Raw genomic sequence first — 19,552 nt, forward strand, 5'->3', positions numbered from 1 at the left:
ACCATGCTGAACCAGGACATCATTCGCGAAGCCACACGCCTCACACGCTCGGGCCAACTCGTCGAGGCCACCGCGCTGCTTCAGCGCATGCTTCGAGGCGAGAAAGCTCCGGACCCTGCCACCCCGACGACCCGCCGCCCCGCCCTTGCTGCAGGAAGAGAGCCGCCGACCATTGACGCCCAAGCGAACGCCGAGACGAAGCGTCCGCGTCGGGCGGCCCAGCCGGCAGTGGATATCGCCAAAAACCTCGACAGGCTCGGACTGGGAGGAGCCCTGAGGCGTGTGCCGCCTTCCATGGCGGACATCGTGCCGGACTGCGCCAGGTTCGTCGAAGGCGTCTACGCAAATGCCGCGGGAAGCCGCGCCTACCGGCTCTTCATCCCCAGCGGCTATCATGGACAGCCCATTCCGCTGGTGATCATGCTCCACGGCTGCACGCAGTCACCGGAGGATTTCGCCGCCGGCACGCGGATGAACTTCATCGCCGAAGAACAGACCTGCTTGGTCGCTTATCCCGCGCAGCGGGCGGAAGCGAACCAGGCGAAATGCTGGAACTGGTTTCGGCCGGCCGACCAGCAGCGTGGCCGAGGCGAGCCCTCGCTCATCGCCGGCATCACCCGCCAGATCGTGCGCGACCATTCGGTCGATCCGGAACGCGTCTACATCGCCGGACTGTCCGCCGGGGCCGCGGCCGCGGCCGTCATGGGATCGACGTACGGCGACCTGTACGCGGCGATCGGCATTCATTCCGGACTGGCCTGCGGAGCAGCCAGCGACCTACCCTCCGCATTGATGGCCATGAAGCAAGGCGGCGGACCTGAGGCAGCGCCGAGCGACGGCCCGCCCGTGCCGACAATCGTCTTTCACGGCGATCGCGACACCACCGTGCATTCCAAGAACGGCGATCGGATCATCCGACAGTCGATCGGCAGATCCCGCACGAAGGCCAAGGTGCATCGCGGGCGGGTACCCGGAGGGCATGCCTACACCCGCACGGTCCACACCGACGCTGCCGGGCACGGAATCCTCGAACACTGGGAAATCCACGGAGCCGGACACGCATGGTCGGGAGGCAGCCCCGCCGGATCCTACACCGATCCGGACGGACCGGATGCGACCAGGGAGATGCTGCGTTTCTTTCTCGAACATTCGCTCCAGCGGAGACGAAACTAGGGTCACTGCAGACGCAACGATCAGGTCTTGGGCTTGTGTTTGACGGCCGCCTCGCGAGCCAGCCCCGTCGACCTTCCCACCAAACCTAGCGATTTGTCGAAGGATGATTAGGCCGACCGGCGGCCGGCGCGCATCTCGATGATGCTATTCTGCCGGTGTCTTGCCTGACGTGCCCATCGAAGCGCAAAAAAAGGAAGCTCCTCCTCCCAGCTCAATATGTGATGCGCAAAGGACTTGATTCAAGCCCCCGATGATCGCGTAGAAGCCTCGACTCGAGCAACCAGTCGGGGTCGTGACATGCCTGTACTGTTTCCAACATCCCACTCACGGACGAGCGCAAGCCGCGCGGCAGCCACCGGACATGCGGTCGTCATCGCCGGCGGCGGCCCGACCGGGTTGATGCTTGCCGCGGAGCTCGCGCTGGCGCATGTCGACGTCGCGGTGGTCGAGCGGCGTGCGAACCAGGACCTCGTCGGCACGCGCGCCGGCGGACTGCACGCGCGCAGCATCGAGATCTTCGATCAGCGCGGCATCGCCGATCGCTTCCTGCGCGAAGGACAGATCACCCAGCTCGCCGGTTTCGCCTGGACCAAGCTCGACATCGGCGATCTCCCCACCCGCCATCCTTACGGCCTCGCACTACGACAGAACCACATCGAGCGCCTCCTGGCCGAGTGGGTCGCCGAACTCGCTGTGCCGATTTATCGCAGCCGCGAGGTTACGGGATTTGCGGAAGACGAAGCCGGCCTCGACGTCACGCTATCCGGCGGCGAGCTGTTGCGGGCCCTCTATCTGGCCGGCTGCGACGGCGGCCGCAGCCTGGTACGCAAGAGCGCCGGCATCGACTTCCCCGGCTCTGCACCGACGCTCAGCAACCTCATGGCGGAGGTCGAGATGCGCGAAGCGCCGGAATTCGGCCTGCGTCACGACGCGCTCGGCTTCCACGGCCTCAGCAAAACCGAGAGCGGGCGCGTGCTGGTCGTGCTGACGGAGGCAAGCCTCGCGCACGATAACGAGCCCTCCTTGCGCGATCTCAGCGCGGCGCTCCAAGCCGTCTACGGCACCGATTTCGGCGTCAAGAATCCCGCCTGGATCTCCCGCTTCACCGATGCGGCGCGGCAGGCCGCCTCCTATCGCAGGGGTCGCGTGCTGCTCGCCGGCGATGCCGCGCACATCCATCATTCCGTGGGCGGCCAGGGCCTCAACCTCGGTGTGCAGGACGCGGTCAATCTCGGCTGGAAGCTGGCGCAAGTCGTCAAGGGTGTCTCTCCGGACAGCCTGCTCGACAGCTACCACGCCGAGCGTCATCCCGTTGCCGCGCGCGTCCTGCGCAACACCATGGCGCAGATCGCCCTGCTCCGCCGCGGCGACGACGGCCTCAAGGCCGCGCGCGAAGCCGTCGCCGAACTGCTCGCGATGGACGAGCCGCGTCAGCGTTTTGGCGCAATGATGAGCGGGCTCGACATACGTTATGATCTCGGCGACGGACACCCGCTGCTCGGTCGTCGCATGCCGGACCTCGATGTGACGATCGATGGCCGGCCGCTGAGACTGTTCACACAGCTGCACGGGGCGCGCGGCTTGCTGCTCCATTTCAGCGAAGCGCCAGATTTCGACATCTCGCTCTGGGCGGATCGCGTCAGGTTCATCCGCACTAGTTACGACGGCGCATGGGAGCTACCGGCGATCGGACAAGTCGCCGCACCAAAGGCCGTGCTGGTGCGACCCGACGGTCATGTGGCGTGGGTGGGAGATGAGGGCCAACGCGGGCTAGAGGAGGCGCTCACGACGTGGTTCGGACCGGCTGTGTCGGCGTAGCGCACATTCCCCTCTCGACGTCAGCTTGAATCCGTCTGGTCAGATAGGCAAGATTGCTTAAGCGCCGTTTGATCGCTTCACCTAGTCCGACAACGGTCCCATATCGTCGCAGCCCGAAACGCTCCCGGTTCCTCTCACTAAACCGCAGATCTCGCCCGACCAGTTTGGATGCTGGCATCACGAGATAGTCTCTAATTTCTCGGTTGCCATCGCCCAATCTGATCACGACGACAAGGCCGGGCGGCAATTGGCGGCCACGTATTATGACCCAACTGAGGTGTGTCGCCGCGCGAGGTTGGCGGCTGCGGGCCACACGGAACGATATCGCAACAGCGTGAATCCTGAGGATCTGATGAACTTGGTCTACCCTGACATCTTCTCCAGACTCTGCGAGCTCTGCAGCCACCTTCAAGACCAGCGTCTTGATCATATCGCGGCGGACAGCACGCGACTCAACGTGCTCATACTTTCGTTTCGGGCTGTAGCCGATCAGGCGATAAGCCGCCCTCAAGCTCCCAAATCGCGTTAGGTATGATACCGAGCCGGGGATACCCGGCGTCTCGTTGATAATGTCCCTGCTCAGCCGCCCTCTTCGGTGAAGCAGGACCCTCAATCGCTTCAGCATTTCTTCGTCTGACATTCCCCAGCGATTTCGCCGATCTACGAGCATCTGCTGCGCCTTTGCGAAAATTGCCTTGTCCACTATCGGTTCAAATGCGTCCTCCTTTCGTACCCAATCTGCCGGCGGATTCTTCTTTCGAACTGTTCGCAGTTTGCAACTGTGGAGATTGTAACGATTGATGCCAATGTAATTCTCATTCTGGAGCAGGTAATGGAGTTTTGAGAAGGTCCAAGGTCGACCAGAATTGAGAACGCCACGAAGGTTGAGCTCCCGCGCGATCTTCGTCTCGGTAAGATGACCATTTACGAAACGATCGAATATAAGCCGAACCACCTCGACTTCTCGTTGCGGTCCTGGCCGCAGGATGACGCGGTCGGATTGAAGTGACTTCCATTGTCCTCTTTCCAGCACCCCTCGGGATCGCCCGTTTTCATCAAACAGCTCTCTGCGAAGTCCGAAGCAAGCGGCTCCCCCTTGTCGAAAACCAAGCCCCGACAAACGACACGCGCCGACGTGCGTCTTCTCGGATAGCTCGCGGCTAAATTCGGCCGCCATCACCCGCTTGAGATTCTTCACGATGCCAGCAACCAGGCTTCCATCGTTCTCGAATTGCTCCGCACAATAGCGAACCGTCATGCCTGCTTGCCTGCAGACAAATTCGTAGTGAGCACTTTCATCGACATCCTGAAAGCGTCCCCAGCGGCTTACGTCATAAATCAGGATGTGATCGAAATCGGCCATACCGCGGCGAACGTCGGCGATCAATCCACTCAGGCCGGGCCTGTTCTTGATCCCAAGACCGCTCACGCCATCATCGCGGTAGGTGCGAACGATTTTCAGCCCATGTGCCATCGCGTACGCGGCGATGGCGGCGGCTTGATTCTCGATGGAGTACCGCTGATGGTCTGTCGACATGCGGACATATTGCGCGGCGCGCGCCGTCTGATCGGTCTGCGGCAACCGGATGTTGCGAGGGACGAGCGCGTTAGCCATCAAACGATGCTCCAGGCTAAAGCCTAGTCCTGCTCGAACGAGACTTCAAATTCACGTCTTGATGAGTCACGGACAAAACCATGACCACCCCACCTTCGCCAGCCAGGGAGCGATGGACGCAAGCAGGGCGACAATCACGCCACCGCAAAACGTCCTGCGGCGCACCACGCTGATCGAGCGCAGATACAGAATTGCGCCAAGCAATGTGCCGTAGTTCTTCCTGAAATCCCCGTTCAGCTTGGCAATTTTCGATAGTTCGGAAGAGACCTCTGCTTCATCCGCCATAGCGCTGGTTCCTCTCAACGCAGTTAGAGCCAGCGCCTTATGAACCACTGTTTTGCCCGACGGAGCAACCAATATTTCGGTATTTCGAAATTACTTCTCAAGCCGACTGCGGGCTCTTGACCAACCCTTTGGCACGGTGCCACGCGATCTCTCTAGGTCTAGCGGCTTGCCTCGTGCTCCGTTCGCCGGAATCTATTTCGCATGAGCACCAAGTCGCGAGAGGTCATCTGGGGCGGCCGGATCATGGGTGCGGAGATCCACGCCCAGGGAGCACGCGAGCGGGCCCAGGAAGCCGTGCGCGAGGCGGACCGCGCGGAGGCCGAGGCTTGGTCCGTCCGGATGGAAGGTTACGGCGGTCCTGCCCAGCCCTCTCCAACCATTGGCCAATGTCTCAACGGCGGGCTTGCTTGGCTCGAGGTTGAGTGCAGTCGCTGTAAGACCCGCGCCAGCATACCGCTGGATGCGATCCGCAGGCCGAAGGACACGCCGATCTGGAAGCTCGAAGCTTCTCTAAAGTGTCGATCGTGCCGCACGCCTCGCCGCGCTCCGGCCGCGCGAATGATCAAGTTGACCGAATCGCGGCAGATCACACCTTACAAGTGGGTGCACCCGACCGAAGAGCGCTAGCTTTGGCCTGGAATGAGGATAGTGGGATTCATGTGCAACCTCTACAGCGTCACCACCAACCAGATGGCCATTCAGGCGTTGTTTCGCGTCATCAACCGGTACGTCGGAAATCTCGCACCAATGCCCGGCGTTTTTCCTGACTATAAGGCGCCGATCGTCCGGACCGGTGCCGATGGCCGGGAGCTCGCGACCGCGCGATGGGGCATGCCGTCTTCCCAGAAGGCGCTCATGGACGCGACGAAGAAGCGCGCCGAAAAGCTGCGAGCCAAAGGCAAGGAGGTCGACTTCAACGAACTACTCCGGATGGAACCGGACGGGGGCACGACCAATATCCGGAACGTAAAGAGCAAGCATTGGACACGCTGGCTGAGACCGGAGCACCGATGCGTGGTGCCGTTCAACTCGTTCAGTGAGTTCAACAAGGCCGAGGGCGGCGACATCTGGTTCGCACTCGACGAGAGCCGCCCGCTCGCGTGCTTCGCCGGCATTTGGACCAACTGGACGTCAGTCCGGAAGGTCAAGGAAGGCGAGACCACCAACGACCTCTACGCGTTCCTGACGACCGAGGCGAACGCCGAAGTCGGTGCCATCCATCCGAAGGCGATGCCCGTGATCCTGACGACGTCCGACGAGGTCGAAACTTGGATGAGCGCTCCTGCGGACGAAGCTCTGAGGCTGCAGCGGCCGCTGCCGGACGGGGCGCTCCGGATCGTGGCTCGCGGCATGAAGGAAGATCCCGCACCGGGAGCGTAACGTTCTGCACAGGCGCAGTGGAACAAGTGGACAAGCCCAAGCCCCGCCAATTGTGAATCCCTCCCCCGTGCTAACCGCCCGGAACGAGCGGCGGGTGGAAGGATTCCTCCCGGCAGGAGCGATCTCGATGCTGATGACGAAAGAGAAAAGGCCAGCGATCCGGACGCTACGCGGCTGGGCGATCTCGATCCTGCAGGAGGCGGGCGCCATCCGCGAATGCGAGGAGCACAGCTGGATGCAGGACCGGGCCGATCCGCATGCGCGCGAGCGCGCTCTCGAAATCGCCAGACAGGACCCGCCAGCCGGGGTTACTCCGGATGAAGCCACCGCGGAAGTCCGCGAGCTCCTGTATTCCGTCGGCGATACCTGTCCCGAGTGCCCGCCAAGTTGAGGCTAAGCCGCCGGTTCAGGCTTGGCTCCGGGGAACGGACCCGGGAGCCGGGCAATTTCGTGCCAGGCCAGCGCGAGCATGATCAGCGTTGCCGCTCGGCTCCGTCGGCGTCAGCGGCGAGCTTCATCGCCGCGACCGCTTCACGCTCGGGGTCGTACTCGATCTGCATCGGGCGTATATATATAGTCGATGATCGTAAACGATCCCGGAGCGATCGAACCGTAGGACTCCGGGGTCATGAAGGCTGGTTTCTTCCCGGGTCTCCGGAAGCGCCTGACCCTTTCGTGGAGCATCGGGCTTGGGTCAGCACAGCGACAGACCAGAGCGAGCCCTGCTTCGGACCGCTACTTGCTGCGAAGTGACAGGCTAATGCGCGTGACGATGTCGTCCCACTCGTGCTCCTCGCGGGCGGGGTAGTTGATCAGCACGCAATGAACCAGCCGGCCGGCGAAGTTGCAGCGGTCGTACCAGACCTTGTCGCCCTTGTAGCTGGAAACCGCGAAGAAGCGGGATGTCACCCGCTTGTACTGAATGCGTGACGGCGGACCTTTTTTCGCGAGGAAGGCGGCCGGCGAATCGTTGGCGACGTTGGGGGCGGCCTGTATCGTGATGTCTGCACGGCCGTCGGCGGTCCGGAAGCGCTGCCCATATCCATCCGGTCGGCCCGCCTCCTCGGTGAAGATCGAGGACGGGAAGTCGACCGAGGTGCCGGTCTGGGGGATGCTGTAGGTGGTCCACCTGACGGGTTGTGCCGAGACGGCCGATGCCGAGACGGCGAATACAAACGCGATCGCCGGTGCCGTCACTCTCATCGAAATCTCCTCCCAACGTTCGCGAGCGCCTGCATGTCGTGCCTTGGGCAAAGCGGAACGACTGTCTGCGTTCCAAGGAGTCTGTCTGTCGAAGAGCTACAGCGGTCCGCCTTCCTCGACCGGGTCGTTGGACTCCAGCCACATCAGGGCGGTCTCGATCTTGGCGAGCAATCTCTCGATTTCATCGCGCTCGTTCGAGCCCGGATCGTTCTCCAGTCGCTCGAGCAGCTGTTGCTTCCGCGCGAGCAGGTTCGCCACCGTCGACATCGCACTTACTCCAGCAGGCTCCTTCAGGGCGGTGCGCCGGCGTGCCTCGTTCCAGTGGCGCGCCCCCCCTCAGAAGATCCCGAGGAGGGCGAAGACCGCGACTTCGCCCACGAAGGCGATTGTCATGACGGCGACCGTGAAAACCATGTCGCCCACCGGTATGCTGGACATTGGCTGCGCCTCGCGTTGCAGCCCCTATCCTGGATTCATCAGGGCCTGAAAAAGTTTCGGTTCCGGAGATCCGGTTCCGGATATAGCGTCCGCGCGGGCGAAGTCGAGCGGGAGCGCGGTATGCGATTCCTTGAACTGTCGTGCTGGTGCGCGCGTCGCCATCATCGCCAATCCCGAACATCCTGGGTCCCAGATCGAGCGGGCCTATTCCGAAGAGGTATGGGACCGGCACGGAGAGCCAGCTCGCAGACGCGTTGGCGACCATGGGCAAGAGCCCTCCGCAGGCCATGTCGCTCTTTTCCGACGGCTTCGCCATTCAGTACCGGCAACGGATCATTGACTTCGGAATCGAGCACCGCGCGCCTGTCATCTCGGGCTGGCAGGTCTTCGCGAAGAGCGGCGCCATCTGCACGTATGGGCCCAACCTCTCCGAAAGCTATCGCAGATTGGCCTACTACGTCGACCGGGTCCTCAAGGGCGCGCCGACATCGCAGTTGCCGATCGAGCGGTCGACCAAATTCGAGACCGTGATCAACATGCGGACCGCCAAAAGGCTTGGATTGACCGTTCCGGATACCATGCTCGCCTCAGCCGACGAACTGATCGAATGAGCGCATCCTCGCAGCCCCGCGCGTCCTCCTTCAGATGGTAATCGAGACAGGCAGAGGGGAGGACACGCGGGGTGATGCACATTGTTGGCTCAATGGAGCAGGGAGCCGTGGACAACCGCCGGAGGACGGGCGGTGCCATAGCGGACCTCAGTGGTGGTGATGCGGCCGGTTGCCGCGTCCGATGTACCATCCGTAGTGGTGGCCGCGGTTGCCGTGCCATCCGCGGTGGCCTCTCCCGTGACCGTGACCATGCCCGCCCTTCACCTGGATCAGGCTTTCGTCCTGCGTCGCCGTGGGCGCCATGCCCAATCTCGCCGAAGCCATATGCGCGCCGCCGAGCATCGCTATAGTCAATACTATCGCCGTCCATCCGAACTTCTTCACCGAAAATCCTCCCGCGCGGGATCGCGCCCGGCATCAAGCGGATCTTGATGGATTTGTTCCCAACGCCGGGGTCCCACGAAGTTGAGCTGCATCGAAGGAATTCGGTTCTGTCCGCGACCGCTGCGTCGCCGATCACGGTGGCGATCCCTTCGTCCATCCGAAATCTCTGCGCGGGACCGACAAAATGTGTACCTTAGCTGTAAGAGCGGAGGAAACAATGCGAAGGCGCGATTTCATCCGAGCGTTTGCCGTCGCGGCCGGCCTGCCCGCAATCGCACGTGCCCAGCAGGGGCAACCCGTCCTCGGATTTCTCAGCACCCGCTCGCCAGAAGAAGCCCAAACCCACACGAATGCCTTTCGGCGGGGGCTCGAAGAGATGGGGTACGCCGAGGGCCGTAACGTCGTCGTCGAGTACCGCTGGGCGAAAGGCGATTACGGCCAATTGCCCCGGCTCGCCNNNNCCCCGCCGCGAAGGCGGCGAAGGCAGCGAACTTTCCGGTCCCGATGGTCTTCGTGGTCGGCGAAGATCCCGTGCAGGCTGGACTTGTGAAGAGCATGAATCGTCCCGGCATGGCGACCGGCGTCAACTTCTTCACCGGCGACTTGGGAGGAAAGCGACTAGCCCTCTTGTGCTCGATGGTTCCTGCGGCCCAAGTGCTGGGACTACTTGTGAACCCGCGCTTCGGCGCCGAGGCGGCCGAAGAACACAAGCAATCCATCGCGGCCGCCGCCCGCACGCTCGGGCGCGAAATCCGGGTCCAGCAGGCGAGCACCGACGCCGAGATCGACTCCAGTGTCGCGGAGCTGCTCAAGGCAGGAATCTCAGGACTGATCGTGCAGAATGATCCGTTCTTCGACAGCCGCCGCGAGCAAATCTTGAGACTTTCGGCTCGGGATCGTCTGCCGGGCATCTTCCATATCCGGGAATTCCCGGCTGGAGGGGGTCTCATGAGCTATGGCGCCAGCCTCTCCGACACGTATCGCCAGTTGGGCGCGTACGCTGGCAAAATCCTTAGAGGCGCGAAACCGGACGAGCTTCCGGTTTCGCGACCGACGAAGTTCGAATTGGTCATCAACACAAGAACGGCCAAGACACTCGGTCTCGCCGTGCCTCCATCCATTTTGATCGAAGCGGACGAACTGATCGAATAACCAGCTATACGAGCCGATCCTCTCGCTGCTCCTTCGAACTGCCCGCTAGGCCAAATCCTCATCGCTTCTGCAGCACGGTCGAGAGTGTCGGATCGTCGTTCAAGATCGCGAGGACTTCCCGCGAAGACAGATGCGCCGCAGCTTCCTCGAAGGTATCGCTCGCATCGACCTTGGCGCGGCCGACCGCCAGGTTGGCATCGATCATGTCGGGCCGAGCGGCGCGAGGAGGCGGCAGCTGCGCCAGGTGGAAGGCCAACAGCGCTGGGTCCTCGCGAAGTTCCACCAGAGCGGGCCGGGCTCCGAGATCCGCCGAAGCGCTCAATTCGTTCGCCCGGCGCAGGACCGGGGGCGGCTCTCGTTCTTCGGGCGTGACGAACAATTTGCCGAGGGCGGGCCCGGCGGTCAGCGCGCCGATAGGAACGGCGAACAGCAGGCCGACGATGACCGGCGACATCCAGAGCAGCAGGGGCAGCGAAACGGCGTACGCGCTTGCCGCCATCGCAACGCCGCACAGGGTCGGAACGCCGTATTTCCGGTAGAGCTCGCGGCGCTCCACCGTGCCGTCGTCGCGCCTTTGCGTCTGCCAGCCCGCATCGCGGCCGGACAATATCTCCACGACCGCGATCGACTGGAAGATCATCATCACGGGCGCCATCAACGCGGATACGACGACCTCTGCGAGAACTCCGGCCGAGGTCCGCAACGCGCCGCCGAATTGGCGCCTCACTGCTACCCGCATCCAAACGAGCACGAGGCTGAGCAGCTTCGGCAACAGCAGCAGACCCATCGTGGCTACGAATACCCAGACGGCCAGCACGGGATCCTGTGCGGGCCAGGTCGGAAACAACGAGAAACCCTTCGGAAAATACTCCGGACGCACGAAGCGCGCCTGCAGCGAGATCAGCATCCCCAGTAGCAGGAACAGCAGCCATAGCGGCGCCGTCAGATAGGCCCCTACCCCCACCATGAAATGCAGGCGCGACAGCCAGTGGAGACCTCGCGCCGGCACGACAGCGAGATGCTGAAGATTACCCTGGCACCAGCGACGGTCGCGCGCGGCAAAGTCGAGCAGCGAAGGCGGCACTTCTTCGTAGCTTCCGCCAAGCATCGGCAGCATGTAGATGCCCCACCCGGCGCGCCGCATCAGCGCGGCCTCGACGAAATCGTGGCTTAGGATGTGCCCGCCGAACGGCTTGGGCCCCCGCAGCTGCGGCAGCGCCGCCGCTTCGGCGAACGCCTTCACCCGGATGATCGCGTTGTGGCCCCAGTAATTGCCCTCGGAGCCGTGCCACCAGGCGACGCCGGCGGCGATCATCGGTCCGTATAACCGTCCCGCGAATTGCTGGACGCGGCTGAACAGACTTCGCGCATTGACGATCAGGGGCAGCGACTGGACGAGGCCGGCGGTGGCATTGGTCTCGATGGCATGGACCAATCGGACGATGGTCTGCCCACTCATGAGACTGTCGGCGTCGAGCACGATCATGAAGTCGTAGACAGCTCCGAACCGCGTGATCCACTCCGAGATGTTGCCGGCTTTGCGCGCCGTGTTGTCGCCGCGGTGACGATAGTACAGCCGCGATGTGCCGACGGCCTGTCGCAATGCGAGCAGTGCCTTTTCTTCGGCGACCCAGATGTCCGGATCGGTGCTGTCGCTCAGAACGTACCAGTCGAACAGCTCTCCATGGTTCGTCGCTTCCAAGGACTCGATGATCGCCCGCAGCCGTGCCGTCAATCGGTGCGGGTCCTCGTTGTAGGTCGGCAGCAGCATGGCGGTGCGGCTCGCGATCGCAGGCGGCTCCGCCTCCGGCGAGTAGGCGTTCGAACCATGAGACAGCAGGACGAAGAAGCCGGCGAGCGCGGAGGCGAACGAGAAGGCGACCCAGGCGAGCAGGATCAGAAAGAGCGCCAGCACCATGGCTTCGAGGACGGTGACGCCGCCGACCTCCAGCACGCGATACATCTCATAGCCGCCGGCCCCCGTGAGCGCCGCCGTCGTGAGCAGGATGAGGCCGCGTCGCCAGGCCATCGCGGGCGCAGCCGGCGCAGGGACGCGGTCGGGGACCCCTTTGTTTCCGAGGTCGCCGGGAGCCATCGGGAGGGGTGACTCGCGCGGCAGCAGGCGTTGGGTCACGATATCGCCGGCGACCGGCCGGGGCGCCGTGTTCAGGGTGCCCATCGGTAGACCCAAACTTCCGACAAGGGCTTGTCGCCCTCGGTCAGAAAAGCCCGTAGCTCGATCGGCTCCCCTTTCACCTGGCACTGGAAGCTCAGCCGCCAACCGCCCGTGTACGGATTGGGCTGCGTGACGATGTTCTTCACCTCGGACTTCTCCGCCGTCACGACGCCTTTGACGCCGGCCGGATCGATGCCCTTGAGGTGCTCACCGACCAGATCGAGGACGAAGAGGCGGGCGTCTTCGCCCCTCGCTCCTATTCCGCTTCGCGTGAAGCGGGCCAGCGAATTCGGTTTCGGACTGTCCGGTCCCCAGTGCAGCCGGTAGGTGTAGTTGTGTTCGCCCTTTGCCTGCAGCGGATTCTTTGGCCGCCAGAATGCGGCGATGTTGTCGTGCACCTCCTCCTTGGTCGGGATCTCGAACAGCATGACGCCGCCCTCGCCCCAATCGCCGATCGGCTCCATCCAGAGACTTGGGCGTTTTTCGAAGTTGGATTCGATGTCCTGATAGGCGAAGAAGTTTCTCTCGCGCTGCATCAGCCCGAACCCACGGGGATTCAGATCCTGGAAGGTGCTGATCTGGAGATCACGGGGGTTGCTGAGCGGTCGCCACAGGCTTTCGCCCTTGCCGTTGAAGATCGCGAGGCCATCGGAATCGTGGACCGACGGACGGAAGTCGTCGATGTCGTTGCGGTCGTTCGGACCGTAGAAGAACATGCTCGTCATGGGTGCGAGCCCGGCGCGCCGCATCTCGACGCGCGGGTAGACCGACATCTCGACGTCGAAGACCGTAGTGTCCCCAGGGCGGACGGTGAATCGGTAGCTCGCGGCGCAGCTCTTGCTGTCGAGCAGAGCATGGATCACCAACGAGGTCGCACCCGGGGCCGGCCGCTCGAGCCAGAACGTCTTGAAGACCGGAAATTCCTCGCCCTTGGCTTCGCCTGTATCGATCGAAAGTCCCCGAGCCGAGAGCCCGTACGTCTGCCCCTTGGACACGGCGCGGAAATAACTCGCGCCGAGAAAGACGCAGACCTCGTCGTAATAGTCGGGACGGTTCATGGGCGCGTGGATGCGAAAGCCCGCGAACCCGAGATCGACGTCCTCGAACGCCGGGACCTTCTCGCCGAAGGCAAAGTCGTCCTTGCGGTACCTGAGCTCGGTGGCTTTTCCGTCAGCGACCTCGAAGATGGTCACCCTGTTCTTGTAGAAGAAGCCGCGATGGAAGAACTGTGCCTCGAACGGAAGATTCTTGCCGCGCCAGAGCGCACGCTCCGGCAAAAAGCGGATCGAACGATACTGATCGTAGTCCAGGTCCTTCAATCCGCTCGGGAGCTTCTCGTCCGGCGCCTCGTACGGTTTGCCGGCCAGCGCACGGGCCAAGTCCCTGACCGTGGACGGCCCAAACACGTCATCCGACGCGGCGGCGTAACCGCTGCGCGAGGCGAGCAGCAATGCTGGCAGCAACGCCGACCCTTGAACAAGTTGCCGTCGGTTCACGTGCTCTCCTACCCGCTACTGCTTGCCGCGGCCATGCAACGACCGCCAAGCGAGCGAGTTCCACCGCGCGGCCAGCATTGATGCCGCGCCCCGGTCTCAATTGAGCAGACGCGCACGAAGCTTTCTGATGATTTCCCGGAGATCAGCGGCGTATTCCTCCGCGGCCCGACGCGCCTCTTCCAGGCGAGCCTTCCTGGAATTCAGCTCGCTGCGCTGGACCTGGCCAGCCGGCTTTTTCATGTCCGTAGGATTCACGGCTTCGACGTCCGACGCTTGCGCCAGATCAACGGTATCTCGGCAGCCCGGTTCGCGCTGCTGGCCCAAGCCTTGCGATTCGCGTCCTCATCGGCGGTCTCTAACGGCGACGAGCAAACCAAATGCCGAGCAGAAACGCGACAAGGAGCGACTGCAGCGGGGCTTGCAGGGTGACTTCGCGCAATCGCTCGGCCCAGCGCACCGCCGCATCCCGCGAAATTGGCGTGGTTGCCCTCCCGTCCGCGGACCCGGTATTCGCGCTCGACCGGTCCACCGAAGCCCGCTCGAGGGCGGTCTGCTCGCCCGTCAATCCGGATGCCTCCGTCATCGCCGACGATTCTTTCATATCCATGCGAACCTCCCAGAGTGGCGCCACAGAAACCGGCCTCCCGCGTCTCGGTTCCTAGGCCGACTTCCGCCGGGGCCCGGCCGCCGGCTTCTTGGCTGCGCCCTCCTTGGCCGGCTTCTTGCCCGCGATCGGCATCAGCATTTCCTTCTGGCCAGCAGACGCCTTCTTTGGCTTCTTGGCGGGGTTTTTCGGCGCCGCCGCGTCGGCCGTAGCGCCACCCACGCTCTTGCGCAGCGCGTCCATCAGATCGACGACGTTCTCGCCCTTCGGCCGCTCCTTCGGACGAATGACCTTGCCGACCCGCTTCTGGTTGATGAGCTCGACCAGAGCGCTCTCGTAGTGATCCTCGAACTTCTCCGGATCGAAGCGCCCCGCCTTCTGGTTCACGATGTGCTTGGCGAGATCGAGCATATCCTTCGTGACCTTCACGTCCTGGATCTCGTCGAAATATTCCTGCTCGCCCCTGACCTCGTACGGGTAGCGCAATAGCGTGCCGATCAGCCCCTTGTCGCGCGCCTCGAGTGCGATGATGTGCTCGCGGTTCGTCAGCACCACCCGACCGATCGCTACCTTTTCCATCTCACGGATGGTCTCGCGGATCACGGCGAAGGCGTCGTGCCCGACCTTTCCATCCGGACGCAGGTAATAGGGGCGGATCAGGTAGCGCGGGTCGATGTCGGACCTGTCGACGAATTCGTCGATCTCGATGGTGCGCGTGGACTCCAGCGCGACCTCCTCGAGCTCCTCCTTCGTCACCTCGATGAACTGGTCCTTCTCGATCTGGTAGCCCTTGACGATGTCCTCGTTCGGCACCTCGTCGCCCGTGTCGGCGTCGACCTTGAGGTACTTGATGCGGTGGCCAGTCTGGCGGTTGAGCTGGTTGAACGAGATCTTCTCGGACTCGGACGTGGCCGGGTAGAGCGCCACCGGACAAGTGACCAGAGATAGCCGAAGGAAGCCTTTCCAGTTGGCGCGGGGGGCCATGAACGCGGGACTCCGAAACGTTGTTGCACGGATTCAAGACGAACGAGGCAGCCCGGTTCCGACACTGCGAGCCCCAATCTTTTTCCCGCCTTCGCATCAATCAATCATCTGGCGACGCAACGGTCGAGTTGGTCACCCGAATCCGTATGGGTTGGGCCTCACCACTGATGCAATGCAACAAAGGTGACTGTTGAGCACAACAACCCCACCGTGTATCTTGAGGCCCTTTGGTGGGTAGTAATAATGCTTATTGAAGACGCGCATTTTTTTATACGGTGCCTTCGCTATCGCTTCCACACAGAAAAGCTTCCTCTGAAGACGCTGATGCTCCTCAATCTAGAGGGAGCAACCGTGGTTGATATTGGCGCCAACAAAGGAATCTACTGCTATTGGTTGGCACGCGCGGTCGGCCCGTCCGGCAGGGTTCTCGCCTTCGAACCTCAGCCTGAGATGGTTAGCTATGTCCGGGACCGAAAGAGGCATTTCGCCCTCGATCACGTCGAGATGGTTGAGACGGCTCTGTCGGATCGCCGCGGTACCGCCCAACTGGCCCGGCAACGAGTTGGCGACGGAAGCGCCTCATTGTGCGAAGAGCGGAGGAAGGCTAGTGATCAGGCGCTCTCCGTTCCTCTCGTGCCTCTTGATGATTTCGATCTCCCGAATCTCAAGTTCATCAAATGTGACGTCGAGGGCCACGAATTAAGAACCTTCGCAGGCGCCCGGCGTGTCATCGAGACGTATCGGCCCGTAATACAATTCGAAAGTCTTTCCGCAAATGCCTGCGACCTGTTCTCGTTTTTTGAGGGTCTCGGTTACTTCGGCGCAATGTATTTGGACAACGTATACTTGCCTTATCAAGTTGGGTGGGAGATCCCGCACGCAAAGTTCGGGCTTGGCGGACACCGAGACTTCCTTTTCTTTCCCCCGACCGCCATCGGAACCACAATCCCAATGTCTTTGTATCAGCGGATCAACGCCGCGGGCGGTCGCTCGTAAATTGCCCAAGGAAGGCCCGCCAGCGTGAACCGGCAGGCCTACCTCCTGTCTTCTCAATTCACGCCCAGAGGCCCTCCGACACAATCTCAACGCGCGACATCGTCCCGTCGAGATAGGCTGGCGCATCGAGAGGCAGCGGCGCGCGAATGTCGCCGTACACATTCATCGGGTTATCTCGATTGTGCGCTGTCACCATCGCTTTGATGCATGCGGGCATTCCAGCGCGATCGATGCGCCGCTCGTACAGCTCCAGGAACGTATTGGCGACAATGTCGTCGCGCGCGCTCCGCGAGAGGTATCGAGGCGTCAGACGGGCGCCGAATTCGGCGCCGGCATCAAATACGCCGTCGAACACGACTGGCTCGAGCTGCACGAGAGTGGGACCTATGTGCGGCTCAAGAAAGCTGGCGAGGATCTGCTGGCGACGGCCGCGAAGTGACAAGAATGTCAATGGTGGGAAAGCCCCGGTTTACCGGCCAGTGAAAACCACGAAGTGTGAAGCTGTTCACCCCCGCCGAATCTTTCCTCGCCCCACATTGGGAACGTCCCCGCTCCGGATGCTTATCCGGGAATGGACGAGTCCGAGCTGGCGAAGCTGGAGGCGCGGCCATGAAGCCCCACGCCATGAGCAAGTCTTTCGGTAATGGCGCCGGGCACGTTCTGCGCCAGCACAACAGCGCCGTACTGCTGTTCAGCTGGCGCGGCAAGCCCGACGGATCGGCCCGCTATCTCGAGCGCGTCAACCGCTACAACCGCAATGGCGTGGAATATCCCAGCCTTGCCGCCCTGCTGCGCGCCGTCGAGCCGAGCACGCGCGAAAGCAGCGCTGACCAACCCCAACATCACTGCACTGGCCGCGTTTGCAGGCGTCCCAATCTGCATGCGTGAAAAAAGAAGGCCCAAGCCGGTATGGGGGCGACCCGGCTTGGGCCTTGCTGGGGCATCTGGGGTGGGTAACAGATGCGAGCTGATAACTGAGGAAATGTCGACCGGTTCCGACGCACCCGTAAATGATGCAAAGCAAAGGACCGCTGCCTTTGGGCAGCGGCCCCTCACGCTGCCGGGTTCAATAATTCCGAAATGAAATGCCTTCGCCAGCCCCGGCATTGCCGAGTTTTCCCGCTTTCGCTGATTTCCGCAATGTGAATGGATGTCGCAGCAATTGCGAGTGGACCGCATCCCCACTCGGCAAACGCCATACTCGCGCGAGCCTTTCCAGCGCCGTCGACCGGCGCCCCTCCTTCATGACAAGACGCAGCCGCAGGAACGATCAAGCGGCGAATGAATCTTGATAGCAGTTCTCGTCAAAGTGGGAACTGCGATGCGATATGTTGCGTACGCGGTCGATGCAGGAGGCGTTGTCCGTGCAGTTTATGAAATCAATTGCCCATCGGACAAAGAAGCCCAAGCTCGATCCGAGAAATTCTTAGAAGCCCACGCTTCCGTTGAGGTCTGGGACGGACCCCGGTGTGTTGCCCGCCTGGTGCGTGACGACAAAGTACGACACGGGTGAAGGGGTTGGAACGCGAAGAAGCGTTCCTGAGGACGTAGGTATGCTGGCACGACGGCAACGCGACAAAAATTCCGCAGGTTCCGATTCGCCTTCGGACGGAAGGCCGCCTAGATTTGACCCCGGTCAATGGAGTTATCGCGTATGGCCGCGCCGTCCATCGTTCCGAACGATCGCCTCGATAAGGATTTTTACCTAGTCCTGGAGGAGTTTCGCGACGGTGCGGCATTCCGTGAGACCGACGAAGGCATCGATTATTCCACACTGATCGACGACCTGCTCACCGGGCAATATGACCGGGTGCTTCGCGTGGTCGCGTTCAACCCGGTCGAGGGCTGGTCGCGCGACGCGTCCGAGGACGTTGCCCGCGAGCTCGAGCGCAGGATTGCCGCTGAAGGTCACGAGATCTCGGATGCCTTGAAGGATTTCGTCGAGAGCCAGCTCGGCCGCGCCCTCGGCGTCCAGCTGCCACTCCCATTCAGGATCGCCGGTGATGGCTGAAAAAGGGAAGCCAAGCGGCTCTTGGCGGCCGCAGTGCGAAGCCGACCATTACATCCGCTGCCCGATCTGCGGCGAGTTGCTGGACATGAGAGACCTCGGCGAGGTGCTCGATCATCTGCACGGCCAGGAAATCGAGGAAGAGCCGATGCAGCCCTGCACTATTTGCGATGACACCGGCTGGGTTTGCGAGAACCACCCCGACCGTCCCTGGGACGGCCCGCGGGGATGTACCTGCGGCGGCGCCGGCGTGCCGTGCCCGGCCTGGGTCCTGCAGATGGAGAGATGCCGCGCATGCCCGAAGGCATCCGTGTCGAGATCGACAAGGACGGCTGGCGTCAATAACGGTTCGAAGCCGTTCCTAAAGCACTAGGCTCACCAACCACACAGCGAGTGAGCAGCAGACCGCAATTCCAAGGTATGGCAATGCAATTGTCATCGGTCCCTCACTGACGAAATCCCGACGCTCAAATCAACCGCAGATTCGCATATTCGCGGCCGCGTGACTATCTCGTTCTCATGCCCAGCACATTCGAGTTTTGCCTGCCGACCGCGGCCAAGACCGTCCCCGAAGGCCCCGACTGGTTCCACGAGATCAAGTATGACGGCTATCGCTTGCGCCTCGAGCACAACGGCCGTGGCGTGCGCCTGATCACTCGGAACGCCTACAACTGGACCAACCGCTTCCCCTTGATCATGCAGGCGGCGCTGCGCAACCGTGAGCAGCAATTCGTCATCGACGGCGAGGCCGTTATTCTCGGCGTCGACGTTGTCTCCGATTTTGATGCCCTGCATTCCCGCCAGCACGACGACGAGGTGCAGCTCTATGCCTTCGACGTGCTCACGGTCGGAGGCGAGGATCTGCGCCAGCTGCCGCTGGAGACGCGCAAGACCAATCTCGCGCGTGTGTTGCGCGGCCGGCCCGACGGCATCTTCATCGCGCCGTTCGAAAGCGGCGCGATCGGCCCGGACCTCTTTCGCGCGGCGTGCGATCTCCGCCTCGAGGGCATCGTCTCCAAGCGCCGTGATCGCCCCTACGTCGCTGGCCGGACCCATGAATGGCGCAAAATCAAAAACCACTCCCATCCGGCATGAGCCGCGAACTCTGAAGGGGCGATCAGCACAAACGCTGCGCGCGGCGGGCATCCCGTGCCGCACACATTTGGCCGCGCCATGCATTCGTTATGAGGAACTGCCCGGCGTCGCCGCCGCCGACTGCAAGCGCCCCC

General features: G+C 62.4%; 22 protein-coding genes and 2 pseudogenes. 13 read left to right on the forward strand and 11 right to left on the reverse strand.

The features are described from left to right. Positions 1-3: 3 nt before the first annotated feature. Positions 4-1,173, forward strand: a complete 1,170-nt coding sequence (locus A5906_RS29455; protein ID WP_080138700.1) for an extracellular catalytic domain type 1 short-chain-length polyhydroxyalkanoate depolymerase — start codon at positions 4-6, stop codon at positions 1,171-1,173. Positions 1,174-1,470: 297 nt separating this feature from the next. Next, a complete protein-coding gene (locus tag A5906_RS29460; RefSeq protein WP_080138701.1) occupies positions 1,471-2,991 on the forward strand; it encodes an FAD-dependent monooxygenase in 1,521 nt (506 codons plus the stop codon). Here the strand turns inward: A5906_RS29460 and A5906_RS29465 are convergent. Both A5906_RS29465 and A5906_RS29470 read right to left on the reverse strand, forming a co-directional pair. Continuing rightward, positions 2,957-4,606 carry a recombinase family protein gene (locus tag A5906_RS29465; RefSeq protein ID WP_080138702.1) on the reverse strand — a complete coding sequence of 550 codons (1,650 nt, stop codon included), beginning with the start codon at positions 4,604-4,606 and terminating at the stop codon, positions 2,957-2,959. The genes A5906_RS29460 and A5906_RS29465 overlap by 35 nt on opposite strands. A 66-nt stretch (positions 4,607-4,672) precedes the next feature. Beyond that, complete coding sequence (locus tag A5906_RS29470) at positions 4,673-4,891, reverse strand: hypothetical protein (protein ID WP_080138703.1); 219 nt, start codon at positions 4,889-4,891, stop codon at positions 4,673-4,675. 201 nt (positions 4,892-5,092) lie between these two features. Between A5906_RS29470 and A5906_RS29475 the strand changes: the two genes are divergently transcribed. From A5906_RS29475 to A5906_RS29485, 3 genes are all read left to right on the forward strand, one after another. Further along, positions 5,093-5,518 (forward strand): hypothetical protein, encoded by a 426-nt coding sequence (locus A5906_RS29475; RefSeq protein WP_136615558.1) that lies wholly within the window; start codon positions 5,093-5,095, stop codon positions 5,516-5,518. 30 nt (positions 5,519-5,548) lie between these two features. Further along, complete coding sequence (locus A5906_RS29480; protein WP_080138704.1) at positions 5,549-6,271, forward strand: SOS response-associated peptidase; 723 nt, start codon at positions 5,549-5,551, stop codon at positions 6,269-6,271. 127 nt (positions 6,272-6,398) lie between these two features. Further along, on the forward strand, positions 6,399-6,662 hold the full coding sequence (locus A5906_RS29485; RefSeq protein ID WP_080138705.1) for a hypothetical protein: 264 nt from the start codon (positions 6,399-6,401) through the stop codon (positions 6,660-6,662). Positions 6,663-7,006: 344 nt separating this feature from the next. Here the strand turns inward: A5906_RS29485 and A5906_RS29490 are convergent, their stop codons facing one another. Both A5906_RS29490 and A5906_RS43295 read right to left on the reverse strand, forming a co-directional pair. Further along, positions 7,007-7,474 (reverse strand): hypothetical protein, encoded by a 468-nt coding sequence (locus A5906_RS29490; protein WP_080138706.1) that lies wholly within the window; start codon positions 7,472-7,474, stop codon positions 7,007-7,009. A gap of 96 nt (positions 7,475-7,570) precedes the next feature. Further along, entirely contained in the window at positions 7,571-7,741 is a 171-nt protein-coding gene (locus A5906_RS43295; RefSeq protein ID WP_167523416.1) for a hypothetical protein, read from the reverse strand. Between the two features lie 434 nt (positions 7,742-8,175). Here A5906_RS43295 and A5906_RS29495 point away from each other — a divergent pair, with 434 nt between their 5' ends. After that, positions 8,176-8,523 (forward strand): ABC transporter substrate binding protein, encoded by a 348-nt coding sequence (locus A5906_RS29495; protein ID WP_080138707.1) that lies wholly within the window; start codon positions 8,176-8,178, stop codon positions 8,521-8,523. A 147-nt stretch (positions 8,524-8,670) separates the two neighbouring features. On the opposite strand, the gene A5906_RS41845 is transcribed toward A5906_RS29495, so the two are convergent. Next, a complete protein-coding gene (locus tag A5906_RS41845) occupies positions 8,671-8,907 on the reverse strand; it encodes a hypothetical protein (RefSeq protein WP_136615560.1) in 237 nt (78 codons plus the stop codon). A 217-nt stretch (positions 8,908-9,124) separates the two neighbouring features. Between A5906_RS41845 and A5906_RS43545 the strand changes: the two are divergent. Next, positions 9,125-9,364, forward strand: a pseudogene (locus tag A5906_RS43545) (ABC transporter substrate-binding protein); the annotation flags it as partial. A gap of 4 nt (positions 9,365-9,368) precedes the next feature. Continuing rightward, positions 9,369-10,059, forward strand: a pseudogene (locus A5906_RS46465) (ABC transporter substrate-binding protein); the annotation flags it as partial. A gap of 58 nt (positions 10,060-10,117) precedes the next feature. Here the strand turns inward: A5906_RS46465 and mdoH are convergent. From mdoH to ku, 5 genes are all read right to left on the reverse strand, one after another. Then, positions 10,118-12,238 carry a glucans biosynthesis glucosyltransferase MdoH gene (mdoH, locus tag A5906_RS29505; protein WP_080138709.1) on the reverse strand — a complete coding sequence of 707 codons (2,121 nt, stop codon included), beginning with the start codon at positions 12,236-12,238 and terminating at the stop codon, positions 10,118-10,120. Next, complete coding sequence (locus A5906_RS29510; RefSeq protein ID WP_430642424.1) at positions 12,226-13,686, reverse strand: glucan biosynthesis protein G; 1,461 nt, start codon at positions 13,684-13,686, stop codon at positions 12,226-12,228. The genes mdoH and A5906_RS29510 overlap by 13 nt, the downstream gene beginning before the upstream one ends. A 141-nt stretch (positions 13,687-13,827) precedes the next feature. Further along, the gene (locus A5906_RS29515) at positions 13,828-14,055 is read right to left on the reverse strand and encodes a hypothetical protein (RefSeq protein ID WP_080138711.1); all 228 of its coding nucleotides are present in this window, start codon (positions 14,053-14,055) and stop codon (positions 13,828-13,830) included. A gap of 31 nt (positions 14,056-14,086) precedes the next feature. Further along, positions 14,087-14,338, reverse strand: a complete 252-nt coding sequence (locus A5906_RS29520; protein WP_080138712.1) for a hypothetical protein — start codon at positions 14,336-14,338, stop codon at positions 14,087-14,089. A 51-nt stretch (positions 14,339-14,389) separates the two neighbouring features. Further along, positions 14,390-15,319, reverse strand: a complete 930-nt coding sequence (gene ku / locus A5906_RS29525) for a non-homologous end joining protein Ku (RefSeq protein WP_080138713.1) — start codon at positions 15,317-15,319, stop codon at positions 14,390-14,392. Positions 15,320-15,562: 243 nt separating this feature from the next. On the opposite strand from ku, the gene A5906_RS29530 reads away from it, so the two are divergent. Continuing rightward, on the forward strand, positions 15,563-16,315 hold the full coding sequence (locus A5906_RS29530; RefSeq protein ID WP_080138829.1) for an FkbM family methyltransferase: 753 nt from the start codon (positions 15,563-15,565) through the stop codon (positions 16,313-16,315). Positions 16,316-16,373: 58 nt separating this feature from the next. Here A5906_RS29530 and A5906_RS42715 read toward each other — a convergent pair whose 3' ends face one another. Next, positions 16,374-16,670, reverse strand: coding sequence for a hypothetical protein (locus A5906_RS42715; RefSeq protein WP_161495447.1), 297 nt, complete (start codon positions 16,668-16,670; stop codon positions 16,374-16,376). 254 nt (positions 16,671-16,924) lie between these two features. Here A5906_RS42715 and A5906_RS29540 point away from each other — a divergent pair, with 254 nt between their 5' ends. From A5906_RS29540 to A5906_RS29555, 4 genes are all read left to right on the forward strand, one after another. After that, positions 16,925-17,203, forward strand: a complete 279-nt coding sequence (locus tag A5906_RS29540) for a hypothetical protein (RefSeq protein WP_080138715.1) — start codon at positions 16,925-16,927, stop codon at positions 17,201-17,203. A 766-nt stretch (positions 17,204-17,969) separates the two neighbouring features. Beyond that, positions 17,970-18,326 carry a hypothetical protein gene (locus tag A5906_RS29545; RefSeq protein ID WP_080138716.1) on the forward strand — a complete coding sequence of 119 codons (357 nt, stop codon included), beginning with the start codon at positions 17,970-17,972 and terminating at the stop codon, positions 18,324-18,326. Further along, positions 18,319-18,696 carry a hypothetical protein gene (locus tag A5906_RS29550; RefSeq protein WP_167523397.1) on the forward strand — a complete coding sequence of 126 codons (378 nt, stop codon included), beginning with the start codon at positions 18,319-18,321 and terminating at the stop codon, positions 18,694-18,696. Before A5906_RS29545 ends, A5906_RS29550 begins: the two co-directional genes overlap by 8 nt. Before the next feature lie 146 nt (positions 18,697-18,842). Then, positions 18,843-19,418 (forward strand): ATP-dependent DNA ligase, encoded by a 576-nt coding sequence (locus A5906_RS29555; RefSeq protein ID WP_080138718.1) that lies wholly within the window; start codon positions 18,843-18,845, stop codon positions 19,416-19,418. Positions 19,419-19,552: the final 134 nt, after the last annotated feature.

The organism is Bradyrhizobium sacchari (assembly GCF_002068095.1).
GTDB lineage: Bacteria > Pseudomonadota > Alphaproteobacteria > Rhizobiales > Xanthobacteraceae > Bradyrhizobium > Bradyrhizobium sacchari.

Coding starts and splice junctions, on each gene's coding strand:
- A5906_RS29460 (WP_080138701.1), top strand. CDS start 1,471: ATGCCTGTACTGTTTCCAACATCCCACTCACGGACGAGCGCAAGCCGC.
- A5906_RS29540 (WP_080138715.1), top strand. CDS start 16,925: ATGAAGCCCCACGCCATGAGCAAGTCTTTCGGTAATGGCGCCGGGCAC.
- A5906_RS43295 (WP_167523416.1), bottom strand. CDS start 7,741: ATGTCGACGGTGGCGAACCTGCTCGCGCGGAAGCAACAGCTGCTCGAG.
- A5906_RS29550 (WP_167523397.1), top strand. CDS start 18,319: ATGGCTGAAAAAGGGAAGCCAAGCGGCTCTTGGCGGCCGCAGTGCGAA.
- A5906_RS29485 (WP_080138705.1), top strand. CDS start 6,399: ATGCTGATGACGAAAGAGAAAAGGCCAGCGATCCGGACGCTACGCGGC.
- A5906_RS29455 (WP_080138700.1), top strand. CDS start 4: ATGCTGAACCAGGACATCATTCGCGAAGCCACACGCCTCACACGCTCG.
- A5906_RS29555 (WP_080138718.1), top strand. CDS start 18,843: ATGCCCAGCACATTCGAGTTTTGCCTGCCGACCGCGGCCAAGACCGTC.
- A5906_RS29495 (WP_080138707.1), top strand. CDS start 8,176: ATGGGCAAGAGCCCTCCGCAGGCCATGTCGCTCTTTTCCGACGGCTTC.
- A5906_RS29490 (WP_080138706.1), bottom strand. CDS start 7,474: ATGAGAGTGACGGCACCGGCGATCGCGTTTGTATTCGCCGTCTCGGCA.
- A5906_RS29520 (WP_080138712.1), bottom strand. CDS start 14,338: ATGGATATGAAAGAATCGTCGGCGATGACGGAGGCATCCGGATTGACG.
- ku (WP_080138713.1), bottom strand. CDS start 15,319: ATGGCCCCCCGCGCCAACTGGAAAGGCTTCCTTCGGCTATCTCTGGTC.
- A5906_RS29475 (WP_136615558.1), top strand. CDS start 5,093: ATGAGCACCAAGTCGCGAGAGGTCATCTGGGGCGGCCGGATCATGGGT.
- A5906_RS29465 (WP_080138702.1), bottom strand. CDS start 4,606: ATGGCTAACGCGCTCGTCCCTCGCAACATCCGGTTGCCGCAGACCGAT.
- A5906_RS29470 (WP_080138703.1), bottom strand. CDS start 4,891: ATGGCGGATGAAGCAGAGGTCTCTTCCGAACTATCGAAAATTGCCAAG.
- A5906_RS29530 (WP_080138829.1), top strand. CDS start 15,563: ATGCTTATTGAAGACGCGCATTTTTTTATACGGTGCCTTCGCTATCGC.
- mdoH (WP_080138709.1), bottom strand. CDS start 12,238: ATGGGCACCCTGAACACGGCGCCCCGGCCGGTCGCCGGCGATATCGTG.
- A5906_RS29545 (WP_080138716.1), top strand. CDS start 17,970: ATGGCCGCGCCGTCCATCGTTCCGAACGATCGCCTCGATAAGGATTTT.
- A5906_RS29480 (WP_080138704.1), top strand. CDS start 5,549: ATGTGCAACCTCTACAGCGTCACCACCAACCAGATGGCCATTCAGGCG.